Here is a 13285-nt window from a genome sequence, read left to right on the forward strand (position 1 = left end):
AGCGCAGGAATGACGATGCACACGATGATTTCGCGAGCCGCGTGGCTTGCGCTGCTGCTGTCCACGCCGGCACTGGCATCTGCGCAGGGCTCGATCCTGCCGCAGCAGCGCGATGCCGCAGGGAATGTGATGGAGCCGCTGGGCCAGGTGCTGTTGCCCGGCGAGGATGGCGGGGACCGCCTGCAGAACTGCACGGCCGACCGTGCCTGGTGCGTGGCCCTGCAGCCCAGCGACACCGAAGGTGAGGCATCCACCACGCTGGTGGTGACCGAACGTGCACAGGGCACCGGCCAGCCGCAGTCGTGGCACGTGACGATGGACGTGCCGTCCGAAGGTGAGCTGTCACTGTGGCCATGGATCGTGCGGCTGGCACGAGGCGTGGGTGCCGACCAGGCCGTGGCCGATCCGCAGCAGCGGGCACGACAGAGCGTGCTGGTCGGCGGCATCAGCAAGGTCAGCAACATGTATTCCGGCGGCGGTGCCGATGCGTCGCGCCTGCAGCTGGCACGGGTGCGGCACCTGGACGACGGCATCCAGGTCGATCATGACGTGCTCGGTGTGGCCTGGGCGGGACATGCGGAGATCCGTGCCTGCTTCAGCGAGCAGGACATGAAGCAGCGCGCTGGCGCCTGCCATGACAGTTACGGGTTCTCGGCCAGGCTCTCGCTGGATTCCACCGCCACGGCGATGCCGGTGCTGCGCTACCAGACCGTGGCCACGCGCTTCCCGGCCGGTGTGTCACGCAACGAGGATTCGCTGGCCAAGGGCCCGCTGACCAAGAAGGACCTGCGCACCGAGCAGGACCCGGCGTGCACGTATGTGCGCACGTTCCGCTTCAGTGATGGTGTTTACCAGCCGGATCAGGCACTGCCGGACTGCGCGGGCTATACCGAGCCCTGAGCGCGGTGGAGTCGAGCTTGCTCGACAGTGCCTTTTGTAGAGCCGAGCCATGCTCGACTGCTTGTGCCAGGAGCAGCCGAGCATGGCTCGGCTCTACAGGGAGCGAGGAGCAGCCGAGCATGGCTCGGCTCTACAGGAAGCGAGGAGCAGCCGAGTATGGCTCGGCTCTACAGGAAGCGAAGAGCAGCCGAGCATGGCTCGGCTCTACAGGAAGCGAAGAGCAGCCGAGCATGGCTCGGCTCTACAGGAAGCGAAGAGCAGCCGAGCACGGCTCGGCTCTACAGGAAGCGAAGAGCAGCCGAGCATGGCTCGGCTCTACAGTCGGGTCACTCGCAGCGTGCGGCGGTGATGACGTTGTTCTTGTCCACGTACACGCGCAGGCGGTCCGGGCGGATGTCCTTGGTGGTGATGGTGGTCGGTCCGATCGGGTTGACCAGGCCGGCGCCGCTTTCACGGGACAGGCGGCGCATGTTCTCTTCGTTGCCCGGCTGGCCGACGGCCCAGCCCAGGGTGCTGGCATCGCAGCGGCCGCTTCCCTTGACCTGCGGGCCGGGCGTGCTGACGCAGGCCGACAGCAGCAGTGCAGTGGCAGGAAGCAGCAGGAACAGGCGGTGGGCAGTCATGTGGGCGCTCCATTGCAGGGGAATGGCCGCACCATAGCACTGTCTGCCGCGGCCCCGGCAGCGACCAGATCATTGCCGCTGGCCGACCGCCGATGCATAGTGCGCGAACGTACGGCATCGCGCCGTCGGGCAGGTCGGGCCATTCCGGCGCAGGTGCGGAACAGGGTATGAAGTCAGGCGAGGCGCACGGACAGGGCTGGCTGACCTCGACGGCGGTGCTGTCGTTGCTGCTGGCAGCCGCGACGGTCAACGCCGCGGCCATTGATCCGGCAGTGGCGGCCGCAACCGCCGATGCTGCCCCTGTGTTCGGTGGCTGGCGCAACCTGCAGACCGAGGCCGGCCATGAGCCCGCGCAGCGCAATCTGGCGTTCGGCATGCTGCCGCAGGAAGCGACCCGCGGTGACCGCTTCGTCATACTTGATCGCGAAGGCCGCCGCGCGGTGTGCTGCCTGCAGGTGGCCAGTCCGTCACTGGGCGTGGCCGCGCTGCGCGAGCAGTACCATCTTGCACAGGCCGGGGTGGATGACCTCGGCAACGTGCGCAGCCCGTCCCGCCCCTATGTGCCGCATGTCTATGCGATGCAGCGGGTGGATGAGCTGGCCGACTACACCTTCGCCGACGTTGCCGGTACCTACAGCGACCTGGGCGGCCTGCTGCTGCCGGAAGCGGCCGCGCTGGACGCCGAGGCGACCACGGTGCGCCTGGGCGAGGTGCCGTACCGGCTGCAGTTCCAGCGCCAGCCCTTTGCCGATGACGATGGTGCGCTGGACCGCTACATCCTGCAGGCCCCCGGCCATGGACCGGCGAAGGTCGTGGAAGTGCCGTTCGGGACGTACTGAGCGCGGAGTGGCCCTCTACAATAGGCGTGCGGCGCTGCCTGTCGTGCCCTGTTTACGTGAGTTTCCACCGTGTCCCTGCGTCCCCTGCTGCTGTTGTCCCTGACCACCCTGGCTGCCTGTGCCAGCGCGCCGCCGCCGCCGGTGCATTCCGATGCACTGTGGCGCCTGATCGAGCGTGACTGCGAAGGGGGCGATGGCCCGCGAGGTGCCTGCCTGCAGGTGCAGCCCGGCGCCGACCGCCGCGATGTACTGGTCAAGGATTCGCATGGGAATTACCAGTTCCTGCTGATGCCGCTGGACAAGGTCAGCGGCATTGAAAGCCCCGGCCTGTACCGCAAGGGCGTGCCGAACTACTTTGCCGCCGCATGGCAGGCGCGATCGCACACCCAGCAGGCGCTTGGCCAGCCGCTGCCGCGCGAAGTGGCCAGCCTGGCGTTGAACTCGCCGCATGGTCGCTCGCAGCACCAGCTGCACATCCACGTGGACTGCCTGCGTGCCGACGTGGTGCAGGTGCTGGACGCGCAGCGTGTGGCGCTGGGTCCGCAGTGGGCGCCGCTGCCGGTGCCGCTGCGTGGCCACCCATACCAGGCGCGCGTGCTGCCGGGCGCGGAGCTGACCGCCAACCCGCTGAACCTGCTGGCCTTCGACCTGAGCGGCCCGGCCGACGTCGGCAACTGGAGCCTGCTGGTGGCCGGTCACCGCGATGCGAACGGCGCGCCCGGGTTCGTGCTGCTGGCGACCCGGCTCGACACCGCCACCGGGAACGACGCCAGTGCCGAGGAGCTGCAGGACCACGCCTGCAGTGTGTTGACCGGCGCCGGTTCCGTGCTGGAGCGGGTGCGCTAGCCCCGCGCGGGGTGCTGGCGGCGCCAGGTCGGCGCGGTCAGCGCATGCAGGCTGCGGTCTTCCCAGCCGCCGAGGCCCAGGTGGTGGTCGCGCAGCAGGCCTTCGTTCTCGAAGCCGGCGGCGCGCAGCACGTCCGCAAGCCCGGCGCTGTCGTCGGGCGGAAGCATCACATAGACGCGGTGCAGCCCGACCTGTTCGAACAGGAACGGGCACAGCGCCTGCAGCGTGTCGGCGAAGCGTTGCGCATCGGTCCAGTCGGCCTGGCAGAAGCGCTGCAGCTCGGCGCTCCGATCGCGCGCGGACTGCAGGCGCACGGTCAGCTGGTCGATCAGGGTATGGCTGGGCTGGTCAAATACGCCCAGCAGCAGGCGATCATTGTCCTCCTGCAGGCGCGAGCGCTGGATGCCGATGAACAGCTGTACCTCAGCCTCGCTGCGGCAGTTCAGGTTGCAGCGGTTACGGCGCTGCCCGCACAGCGTGCGCCAGGCTGGCAGGTCGGTGCGCTGCAGCGAGCGCAGGTTGATGGAGCCATGGCCCAGCAGCAGCAGGTGGCGGCGCAGTACCGGGTGCAGGGCAGGAGGGGAGGCAGGGTTCGGTTCGATGCACATCCGGCCACGATCGCGTCTGCGCCGGGCGATGCCCATGAAATTTGTTGCAAAATGCGGAGCGTACTGCGCGATGGTCCGGGGCCGTTCAGAAATGAAGGTGCTGTGGCTGCGTCGCCAAGTCCGGATGCGCAGGATCTGACCCGGTTGTACCGGGCCGCGGCGACCCGTGCGCTGGGCGAGGACGTGGCGCTGGCCTCGCTGACGTGTGGCTACACGCTGTGCATGGGCGAGGTGCGCAGCCGCAGCCAAGGTGGATTCCGTGACTGGGTTGCATTGTTCGGCAAGGACCGCGGCGCACCGCATTACGCGTTGATGACGGCCGAGCATCCGCTGGGAAACGCGCCGTCCTCGGGGCGGTTCGTGTTCTCGATCGATCCCACTGCCAACGGCATCAGCCAGTAGCGCCGAGCCTGCTCGACTACCGCACGCTCGCCGTCAAGGCAGCGCCTGCACGCTGTACGACTCGATGACGTAGCTGAAGGCCTGTTGCTGGCGGTCGCGCAGCAGGGCACGTACTTCCAGGATGACGCCATGGTCGCCTTCGCCACGCGGTGGCCAGAACGTCTGGTCGGCGAGGGTCTGGCGCTGGAAGCCGAGCGGGCCGACCACGCGGCCGAACGGTTCGTCGCTGCTGTCCAGCACCTGGTTCATCGCCGTGCTGAGGCGGCCCGGCAGGTACCAGTTGTCGGCTTCTGAGAGCACGCGGCTGCCGCAGACCAGTTGCACACGACGGTAGCGCAGCGGCGTATCGGCGTGCGCGCCGAGCGCCTTCAGCACGTCGGCCGGTGCCGCCTTGTCCTGGCCACGCACGCGCACGGCGCGCACGCGGGCCTGTTCGGCCAGGCCGTGCTCGGCGCACCAGCTTTCCAGCGTACCGGTCGCACTGGGGCCGGCCAGCACGCGCTGGTGCAGCTGTTCGACCAAGGCGGCGGGCGCGACGCGCTGCTGTCCGGGCGGCGCCTGCAGCGGCGCGGTGGCACCGGCATCGGCGGCGGACAGGCTGGCGATCGGGGCGGCGGCCAGCAGGGATGCGGCCTGCCAGCGGCGGAGACGATCGTGGCGGTCGGACGGGCCCATGCGGCATCACAGCGGAAACAGGTGTCTATGGTACCCGTTCAGGCGTGCACCGGGCGTGCCGATCACGTCGGCACCGGTGGCCATTCATTGCGCTGGCGAATACGAGACCTGCAGATATTTCGTTGGCCGATGCCGGGGGGGCGGCGCATGATGGGCCCCTTGATGGCTTTACGGGAGTTCCCCCCATGACCCTGCAGTTCGTCCAGGGCGGCGTCGATCGCGATGGTGCGCCGGTGCATTTCCATATCCGCGACGGCCGTTTCGAGGGGCTCAACCGCACGGCGGCCCCGGCCGAAGGTGCCAGGATCATCGACCTGCAGGGCTTCACCTTGCTGCCCGGACTGGTCGATGGCCATATCCACCTGGACAAGAGCTTCGTCGGTGACCGCTGGCATCCGCATCAACCGGTGGCCAGCCTGCGCGAGCGCCTGGCGGTGGAAAAGACCGCCGTCGCCGGGGCCGCACCGATGGTGGACCGCGCTGAAGCGCTGATCCGCCAGTGCAGCAGGTTCGGCACCGTGGCCATGCGCTGCCACGTGGATATCGACGCCAGCACCGGCCTGCGCCACCTGGAGGCGGTACGCGAGGCCGCGCAACGCTGTGCGGACATCATGCAGATCCAGCTGGTGGCGTTTCCCCAGGCGGGCGTGATGTCCTGCGCGGGCACGGCCGCGGTGCTGGAACAGGCCCTGGCCGAGGGCGTGGAGGTGCTGGGCGGCATCGACCCGACCACGTTGGATGGCGACGCCGAAGGGCAGCTGGCCCTGCTGTTCGGCCTGGCCGAACGTTATGGCGTGCGCCTGGACATCCACCTGCATGAGCCGGGTGAAACCGGCCTGGCCCAGCTGCTGCGCATTGCCGCGCGGACGCGGGCGGCCGGGTTGCAGGGCAGGGTGGCGGTCAGCCACGCGTATGCCCTGGGCGAGGTGCCGCTGGCGCGCGCGCTGCAGGTGGGCGAGGCATTGGCCGCTGCCGGCGTGGCGATCATGAGCAACGCGCCGGGCGACCACCCGTTCCCGCCGCTGCGGGCGCTGCACAATGCGGGAGTGCGGGTGTTCGCGGGCAACGACAACATCCGCGACTGCTGGTGGCCGTATGGCAATGGCGACCTGCTGCAGCGTGCGATGTTGCTGGGTTACCGCTCGGGGTTCTACACGGATGCGGATCTGATGTTGGCGCTGGAGATGGTGACCACCTATGCCGCACAGGTGATCGGGCTACCGAAGTACGGGCTTGCGGAGGGCTTTGCGGCCACCTTCGTGGCGGTGCGTGCCGACCACGGCCCGGCGGCCGTGGCTGCAGTGCCAGTGCAACGCCGCGTGGTGGTGGACGGCCGCTGGCAGTAGATCCCCGCCATGCGTGGATGATGCGATCGAATCCGGTGCGTGGTTCACACGTAATCATCGGCGCGGGTCGCGACGAATTCCTCCAGCCCCGCCAGCAGGTGGGCAATGTCGATCACCTCGCCCTGCTCGACGCGCTTGAGCAGCAGGTTACTGGCACCGATCTGCAGGCTGCTGTCGGCATAGCGCAGCACCGCGTCGATGCCCCAGGCGTCGGTGACCTGCATCCACGCCAGGCCTGGCACGCGCTGGGCCAGGGTGTCGCCGAACGCCACGCCGAGTGCTTCCCAACCGTCGCCGTCGTCACGGTCGATCAGCTCGGCGTCGACCACACGCTGCAGCGTGCTGGCTGGCAGTGGCCATTGCACCGGCAGGCCGGGGAAACCGGCCGCCACGCGCGCGGCGATCAACGACCGCTGGTTCTTCAGATGGGTCTGCAGGGCAGCAGGCAGGGGGTCGAAGCGGGTGGGGATCTCGTAGGGCATGGCAACGCGCCGTGGAGCACGGAAACAATGGGCACTGTAGCCGGCGATGGGACGCCCTGGCGCGGCAGGATTGATCAGATATCGATGTTTGATGCGCGAACTCTGATTGCTCCCGCAGGTGCAGCATCAAGGTCCGAATACGTCAATCTGCGCGGCTCCATCGCCCTCCCATCGACTCAGCTGAACTTGCGCGCTTGCTGGATGACGAACTCCTCGAGAGTTTCAAGCAGATGATTGATCTCGATGGTCTCGCCTTTTTCGACGCGTTTGATCAACAGAGTGCCGGTGCTGACCATGATATCGGCGTCTCCGTAGCGGAGAACCGCATCGACGCCCCAGGCGTCGGTTACCTGCACCCAGGCAAGTTCCGGTACACGCTGTATCAGGCAGTCACCGAATGCGACCCCCAATGCTTCCCAACCGTCACAATCATCGGGATCGATCAGTTCGGCTTCTACTACGCGCTGCAGCGTGCTTGGCTGCGGTGGCCATTGAACAGGCACTGTCGGGAACGCAGATGCAACCTGGGTAGCAACCTTTGCGCGCTGTTTGTGCATGTGCGCGATGAGTGCAGGTGGTAGTGGGTCGAACCGGATGTCGGCTTCGTCCTGCGGAGCAGAGGTCAAAGTAACCTGGTACGTGTTGGTCATAGGCGGGGTATTTCGGAGACGGGCGTTCGCTACCCTATCGCCCGAGCGCTGGGTACGCCATCAGTGGGTCTTTTACGACAAGCATGTACCCGCTGGCGTTTCATGGTCCTTTCGGATAGCGCGCGGTCGTTTCCATCCCCACATGGCGTGGATCCACGGTGCTCAATCCGGTTCGCGCTGCACCTGCCGCCACAACTCGCTCGCGAGAGCGCGCACCGCATCATCGGCATCGGCGCGATGCAGCAGGCCGATCTCGTAGTTGTCGATTACCGGCAGGTCGCGCTCGCCATCGATGATGCGGTGCTCACGCAGGACCGCGCGGCGGGGCAGCAGGCTGATGCCGATGCCATCGGCCACCGCGCCCTGGATGCCGCTGAGCGACGAGCTGGTGAAGGCGATGCGCCAGCGCAGGCCCAGCGCTTCCACGGCGTGGATCATCTCGTCGCGATACAGCCCGCGCGGCGGGAAGGTGACCAGCGGCAGCGGATCCTGCTGCAGGCAGCTGCTGCGCAGGCTGTCGATCCAGTGCATCGGCTCGCGCCGGCAAAGCACCGCCTGGCGGGTGTTGCGGCGCTGCTTGACCAGCACCAGGTCCAACTCGCCGTGGTCGAAGCCATGCGCCAGATCGCGGCTCAGGCCGCTGCTGATCTCCAGCTTTACCTGCGGGTGGCGGCGGCTGAAGGCGGCCAGCATGCGCGTGGTCTGCGCGTTGACGAAATCCTCCGGCACGCCGATGCGCACCGCCGTTTCCACCGTGGCGCCAGCCAGGGCCTGGGCCATTTCCTCGTTCAGGTCGAGCATGCGCCGTGCGTAGCCCAGCAGGGTGTGCCCCGCATCGGTGGGGTGCACGTCGCGGTGGCCGCGCTCGAGCAGGCGGTGCCCGGCCAGCTCCTCCAGCCGCCGGACCTTCTGGCTGACCGTGGACTGGGTGGAATGCAGGCGGGTGGCGGCGGTGGTGAAACTGCCGCAGTCGGCCACCATCACCAGCGCACGCAGCAGGTCCAGTTCGAACAGCGTTCTATTCGATTTGGCACTGTCTTGCATTTGAACATTTCACTTCTGGATGCACGTGGCGACTTCTACCATGCAGGGCAGGAGGCGGCAAGCACGGCGCCCCGCTGCACCGGAGAACTGCAGATGCGCATCGCTCGTCGCCCTCGTTTGCCCGGCCCGCTGGGTCGCCTGTTGCTGCTGTGCCTGTGGGCGATGGTGGTACCTGGCTGTTCGGCAACGGCCGGCACGGCCGATGCGCGACTGCGCGATGCTGCCGCGCAAGGCGATGCCGCCGCCGTGCGTACGGCAGTGGATGACGGCGCCGATCTGGAATCGCGCGATGCGCAGGGCCGCACCGCGCTGCTGCTGGCGACCCACGGCAATCACGTCGATGCCGCACGCGAACTGATCGAAGCCGGTGCCGACGTCAACGCCAAGGATGCGATGCAGGACAGCGCTTACCTGTATGCCGGCGCGCGCGGCCTGGATGACATTCTCGCGCTGACCCTGGCCCACGGTGCCGATCTGCGCAGTACAAACCGCTACGGCGGCACCGCCCTGATTCCTGCGGCCGAACGCGGCCATGTGGCCACCGTGCGCACACTGCTGCGCGCGGGTGTGGCGGTCGACCATGTCAACCGCCTGCACTGGACCGCACTGCTGGAAGCGATCCTGCTCGGCGATGGCGGGCCGCACCATGTGCAGATCGTGCAGCTGCTGCTCGACGCCGGCGCCAATCCCGAACTGGCCGATGGTGATGGCGTGACGCCGCTGATGCACGCACGCCAGCGTGGCTACACCCACGTTGAAACCCTGCTGCGCCAGGCCGGCGCCCAGCGCTGAATCCCGACCCCTTCCACTCTGCGCGTTACGCGCGCCCATCAGGATGCCGTCCATGTTCCAGTCCCGCCCGTTGTCCCTTGCGATCCTCCTTGCCGTCGCACCGCTGTCGGCCTCCGCTGCCGAGCGTGCCGACCTGCTGATCCGCAACGCCACCGTGGTCGATGTCGAACACGCACGCAGCCTGCCGGGGCAGAGCGTGGTGATCCGTGGCGATGACATCGTCGCCGTCGGCCCCGACGCGCAGCTGCGCAGCCAGTGGAGCGCCAGCCGCCAGATCGACGCCAAGGGCAAGTACCTGATTCCGGGCCTGTGGGACATGCACGTGCACTTCGGCGGCGGCCCGGCCCTCATCGAAGAGAACAAGGCGCTGCTGCCCCTGTACATCGCCCATGGCATCACCACCGTGCGCGACTGCTCGGGCGACTTGCCGGAGCAGGTGCTGCAGTGGCGTGGCGAGATCGCCAACGGCACGCTGTTCGGACCGCGCCTGCTCAGCTCCGGCGCCAAGATCGAAGGCATCAAGCCGGTCTGGAAGGGCACCATCGAAGTGGGTAGCGAGGCTGAGGTCGACAAGGCGATCTCCCGCCTGCAGCACGACAAGGTCGATTTCGTGAAGATCACCGACAGCACGCTGAAGCCGGAGCTGTTCCTGTATTCGGCCAGGGCCGCGCGCAAGGCCGGCTTCAAGGCCTCGGGCCATATCCCGATGGCGCTGACCGTCGAACAGGCGGTCGATGCCGGCCTCGCCTCGATTGAGCATCTGGATTACGCCTTCAAGGCCGGCAGCAGGGATGAAGCGCAGATCGCCGCCGATTTCGGTGCCGGCCGCATCGACCGCGCCGAGGCAAACCGCCGCCTGGATGCCAGCTTCAACCACGATACGGCCATGCGCGCCTACCGTGACTTCGCCAAGCGCGGCGTGTTCGTCACCCCGACCCTCAATGGCGGCCGCATCCTCGATTTCCTCGACCAGGATGACCACGCCAACGATCCGTACCTGGCCTACATCGGCCCGGGCCTGCGTGCGACCTACCAGTGGCGCGTGGATCGCGCGGCCAAGGCGACCCCGGCGCAGATCGAAGCGCGCCATGCGCAGTACCACCAGGTGGCCTCGGTGCTGCCGATGCTGCAGGAAGCGGGGGTGACGATCATCGCCGGTACCGATGCCGGCTTCCTCAACTCGTACAACTTCCCGGGCATTGCGTTGCACCAGGAACTGCAGCTGTTCGTGAAGGAAGGCCTGAGCGCGCCGCAGGCGCTGTCGGCGGCCACGCGTTCGGGCCCGGCATGGTTCGGCCAGATGGACCGCTACGGTGGCGTCGCCAGCGGCAAGGCAGCCGACCTGGTGCTGCTGACCGCCAACCCGCTGCAGGACATCGCCGCGACCGAGAAGATTGACAGCGTGATCCTGCGCGGCACCGTGTATGACCGTGCGGCGCTGGACAAGATGCTGGCCGACACCAAAGCCAAGGTGGCGGCGTGGAATGCCGACGCGGCCAAGGGGAAGTGATCGTTGCTGGGGTCAGGGCCCTTCCCGCAGGGAAGGGCTCTGATCCTTCCAGCGGTTCAGCGCGCCGCCGGCCGCATCCCATGCAGCTGCGGCAGCGCTTCCTTCATCGCATCGATGAACGCGCGCAGCCGCAGCGGCTGCTGGCGCGCGGCGGGGAACACCAAGTGCACTGGCAGCGGCGGCGCCTGCCACTGCGGCAGCAGCTGCACCAGACGGCCTTCGGCGAGATCGTCGGCCACCAGCCACGCCGAGACCACCGCCGCGCCCAGACCGGCCACGGCGGCACGCTGCACCACGAACAGGTTGTCGGTGAGCAGGCGCGGGGCGATCGACAGCGTGTGCGCGCGCCCCTGCGCATCGTGCAGCAGCAGGCGCTCGCGGTAGTAGGTGGCCAGCGCGATCCATGGCAGTGTCTGCGCCTGCTCGGGCGTGCGCACGCGCGCCGGATCGGCCAGGGCAGGCGAGGCCACCACGATGCGCGGCACCTCGGCCAGCGGCAGGGCGACCATGCGCGGCTCGTCCACCGGGCCGACGCGCACGGCGCAGTCGATGCCCTCGGCAACGAAATCCGGGCGATGGTCCTCGAGGATCCATTCCAGGCTCAGCTGCGGATGCCGCGCAAGAAAATCCAGCATGGTCGGCAGCAGCTGCGCCTGGCCGAACGCGTGCGGCACCATCACCCGCAGGCGCCCGCGCAGCACCTGCGCCTCGCCATGCAGCTCGGCCTGCAGTGACTCCCACTCGTCGATGACCCGCTGCGCGTGGCGCTGGCAGCGCTGGCCGTCCTCGGTCAGCTGCAGGCCGTGGTTGGAGCGTTGCAGCAGGCGCAGGCCCAGCTGTCGCTCCAGCGCCTGCAGGCGCCGGCTGACCGTGGGCTGGGTGGTGCCGAGCTGGGTGGCGGCAGCGGAAAGGCTGCCGGCATCGACGATGCGCAGGAAGGTACGCAGCAGGTCGAGACGGTCGGCGCCAGCGGGCAGGTCGGTCATGCGTTGGGCGTATGAATGATATGTCGCTGAGCCTACTACAGGCGCGCGGCGAATATCGTCAGGCTATGCACCATTCCTCCCTTGGAGTTCATCCATGTCCACTCCCTCTGTTTCTGTGAGCGCCCCGCCCACGGCTGCCCCCTCGGCTCCGTTGGTCCTTGCGATGGCGGCCGGTGCAGGCTTCTCGGTGGCGTCGCTGTACTACAGCCAGCCGATGCTGGGCCTGATCGCGCAGGACCTCGGCGCCAGCGAGCGCGGCGTCGGCCTGGTGCCGACCATGACCCAGCTGGGCTACGCGCTGGGCATCCTGCTGCTGGCCCCGCTCGGTGACCGCTTCGACCGTCGGCACCTGATCCTGCTGAAGTCGGCGCTGTTGTCGTTGGCCCTGGCGGCCGCGGCACTGGCCGGCCAGCTGCCTGGCCTGCTGGTGGCCAGCCTGCTGGTGGGCCTGATGGCGACCCTCGCGCAGGACATCGTGCCGGCGGCCGCGGTCCTGGCGCCGGACGCACACCGCGGGCAGATCGTTGGCCGGGTGATGACCGGCCTGCTGCTTGGCATCCTGCTCTCGCGCGTGGTCAGTGGCGTGGTCGCCGAAGCCTGGGGCTGGCGCACGCAGTTCGTGCTGGCGGCGGTGTCGGTGGCGGCGATGGGCGCGGTGATGGCCAAGGCGCTGCCGCGCTTCGCACCCACCAGCACGCTGCGCTATCCGGCATTGCTGGCCTCGCTGCTGCAGTTGTGGCGTGAGCAGCCACAGCTGCGCCGCGCGGTCGCCAGCCAGTCGCTGCTGGCGGTGGGCTTCAGCGCGTTCTGGTCGACCCTGGCGTTGATGCTGCACGCCAAGCTCGGGTTGGGCAGTGCCGCCGCGGGTGCGTTCGGCATTGCCGGTGCTGCCGGCGCGCTGGCGGCGCCGTTCGCGGGCCGCTACGCCGACCGTCTGGGCAGCCATGCGGTGGCACGCCTGGCGATTGCGGTGGCGCTGGTGGGCTTCGGCCTGCTGCTGGCCGACAGCTGGCTGCCTGCTGCGGCGCTGCCGCTGCTGGTGGTGAGCGCGCTGTTGTTCGACTTCGGCTTCCAGTCGGCGCTGGTGGCGCACCAGACCCTGGTCTACAGCCTGGTGCCGCCGGCGCGCAGCCGCCTCAACGCGCTGCTGTTCACCGGCATGTTCATCGGCATGGCGGCGGGCGGTGCGCTGGGTAGCCTTGCACTTGCCCAGTGGGGTTGGCATGGCGTGGCATGGCTGGCGGTGGTGTGTGCGGGCAGCAGCCTGCTGGTGCGGCTGAGGTGAGTGTTGTTTTGCAGGGCTTGCAGCCCTGCACCTGCCGAAGCAACAGCAACAGCAACAGCGTGCTATCCGTGGGATGGCGGGGTGGGTCCGGTTGAGGGGGACGCTGCAAGTACGTCCATGTAAGCTCGGTCGCCGCTTGCTCGTGTGCGCTGTCCTGCGCACACGGCAAGACCGGGGTTGGGCGTCCTGCCCAATCCGCCCGAGGCATGCCGCGGGCCCATGCGGCTCACGCCCCCTCAACCGGACCCACCCCGCCTTCGACAGTTTTCAGCGATCTTTCGGAACCATATCCAGAAT

15 protein-coding genes are annotated in these 13285 nt (G+C 68.3%); 8 read left to right on the plus strand and 7 right to left on the minus strand.

The features are described 5' to 3' along the window. Nucleotides 1-15: 15 nt before the first annotated feature. Entirely contained in the window at nucleotides 16-900 is an 885-nt protein-coding gene (locus AC1VXD_RS08275; RefSeq protein WP_482991662.1) for a hypothetical protein, read from the plus strand. Between the two features lie 326 nt (nucleotides 901-1226). Here AC1VXD_RS08275 and AC1VXD_RS08280 read toward each other — a convergent pair whose 3' ends face one another. Next, a complete protein-coding gene (locus tag AC1VXD_RS08280; RefSeq protein ID WP_150454110.1) occupies nucleotides 1227-1523 on the minus strand; it encodes an I78 family peptidase inhibitor in 297 nt (98 codons plus the stop codon). A 167-nt stretch (nucleotides 1524-1690) separates the two neighbouring features. On the opposite strand from AC1VXD_RS08280, the gene AC1VXD_RS08285 reads away from it, so the two are divergent. Beyond that, nucleotides 1691-2362 (plus strand): decarboxylase, encoded by a 672-nt coding sequence (locus AC1VXD_RS08285; protein WP_482991663.1) that lies wholly within the window; start codon nucleotides 1691-1693, stop codon nucleotides 2360-2362. Between the two features lie 69 nt (nucleotides 2363-2431). Beyond that, nucleotides 2432-3208 carry a CDP-diacylglycerol diphosphatase gene (locus AC1VXD_RS08290; protein WP_482991664.1) on the plus strand — a complete coding sequence of 259 codons (777 nt, stop codon included), beginning with the start codon at nucleotides 2432-2434 and terminating at the stop codon, nucleotides 3206-3208. Here AC1VXD_RS08290 and AC1VXD_RS08295 read toward each other — a convergent pair. Further along, the gene (locus AC1VXD_RS08295; protein ID WP_482991665.1) at nucleotides 3205-3816 is read right to left on the minus strand and encodes a GNAT family N-acetyltransferase; all 612 of its coding nucleotides are present in this window, start codon (nucleotides 3814-3816) and stop codon (nucleotides 3205-3207) included. The two genes, AC1VXD_RS08290 and AC1VXD_RS08295, sit on opposite strands and share 4 nt — an antisense overlap. 102 nt (nucleotides 3817-3918) lie before the next feature. On the opposite strand from AC1VXD_RS08295, the gene AC1VXD_RS08300 reads away from it, so the two are divergent. After that, nucleotides 3919-4218: a hypothetical protein gene (locus AC1VXD_RS08300; protein ID WP_482991666.1), complete on the plus strand. Its 300-nt coding sequence runs from the start codon at nucleotides 3919-3921 to the stop codon at nucleotides 4216-4218. A 33-nt stretch (nucleotides 4219-4251) separates the two neighbouring features. Here the strand turns inward: AC1VXD_RS08300 and AC1VXD_RS08305 are convergent, their stop codons facing one another. Beyond that, complete coding sequence (locus AC1VXD_RS08305; RefSeq protein ID WP_482991667.1) at nucleotides 4252-4893, minus strand: hypothetical protein; 642 nt, start codon at nucleotides 4891-4893, stop codon at nucleotides 4252-4254. 185 nt (nucleotides 4894-5078) lie between these two features. Between AC1VXD_RS08305 and AC1VXD_RS08310 the strand changes: the two genes are divergently transcribed. Beyond that, nucleotides 5079-6239, plus strand: a complete 1161-nt coding sequence (locus AC1VXD_RS08310) for an amidohydrolase family protein (protein ID WP_482991668.1) — start codon at nucleotides 5079-5081, stop codon at nucleotides 6237-6239. Nucleotides 6240-6283: 44 nt separating this feature from the next. On the opposite strand, the gene AC1VXD_RS08315 is transcribed toward AC1VXD_RS08310, so the two are convergent. From AC1VXD_RS08315 to AC1VXD_RS08325, 3 genes are all read right to left on the minus strand, one after another. Next, a complete protein-coding gene (locus AC1VXD_RS08315) occupies nucleotides 6284-6721 on the minus strand; it encodes a DUF3806 domain-containing protein (protein ID WP_482991669.1) in 438 nt (145 codons plus the stop codon). A gap of 176 nt (nucleotides 6722-6897) precedes the next feature. Next, the gene (locus tag AC1VXD_RS08320; RefSeq protein ID WP_482991670.1) at nucleotides 6898-7371 is read right to left on the minus strand and encodes a DUF3806 domain-containing protein; all 474 of its coding nucleotides are present in this window, start codon (nucleotides 7369-7371) and stop codon (nucleotides 6898-6900) included. A 162-nt stretch (nucleotides 7372-7533) separates the two neighbouring features. Continuing rightward, on the minus strand, nucleotides 7534-8415 hold the full coding sequence (locus tag AC1VXD_RS08325) for a LysR substrate-binding domain-containing protein (protein WP_482991671.1): 882 nt from the start codon (nucleotides 8413-8415) through the stop codon (nucleotides 7534-7536). A 93-nt stretch (nucleotides 8416-8508) separates the two neighbouring features. Here AC1VXD_RS08325 and AC1VXD_RS08330 point away from each other — a divergent pair, with 93 nt between their 5' ends. Together AC1VXD_RS08330 and AC1VXD_RS08335 are read left to right on the plus strand one after the other, a co-directional pair. Then, nucleotides 8509-9207: an ankyrin repeat domain-containing protein gene (locus tag AC1VXD_RS08330; RefSeq protein ID WP_482991672.1), complete on the plus strand. Its 699-nt coding sequence runs from the start codon at nucleotides 8509-8511 to the stop codon at nucleotides 9205-9207. A gap of 52 nt (nucleotides 9208-9259) precedes the next feature. Further along, on the plus strand, nucleotides 9260-10717 hold the full coding sequence (locus tag AC1VXD_RS08335; protein WP_482991673.1) for an amidohydrolase family protein: 1458 nt from the start codon (nucleotides 9260-9262) through the stop codon (nucleotides 10715-10717). Nucleotides 10718-10773: 56 nt separating this feature from the next. On the opposite strand, the gene AC1VXD_RS08340 is transcribed toward AC1VXD_RS08335, so the two are convergent. Next, on the minus strand, nucleotides 10774-11703 hold the full coding sequence (locus AC1VXD_RS08340; RefSeq protein ID WP_482991674.1) for a LysR family transcriptional regulator: 930 nt from the start codon (nucleotides 11701-11703) through the stop codon (nucleotides 10774-10776). A 94-nt stretch (nucleotides 11704-11797) separates the two neighbouring features. On the opposite strand from AC1VXD_RS08340, the gene AC1VXD_RS08345 reads away from it, so the two are divergent. Continuing rightward, complete coding sequence (locus tag AC1VXD_RS08345) at nucleotides 11798-12988, plus strand: MFS transporter (RefSeq protein ID WP_482991675.1); 1191 nt, start codon at nucleotides 11798-11800, stop codon at nucleotides 12986-12988. Nucleotides 12989-13285 lie beyond the last annotated feature (297 nt).

The organism is Stenotrophomonas sp. STEN054 (assembly GCF_056854535.1).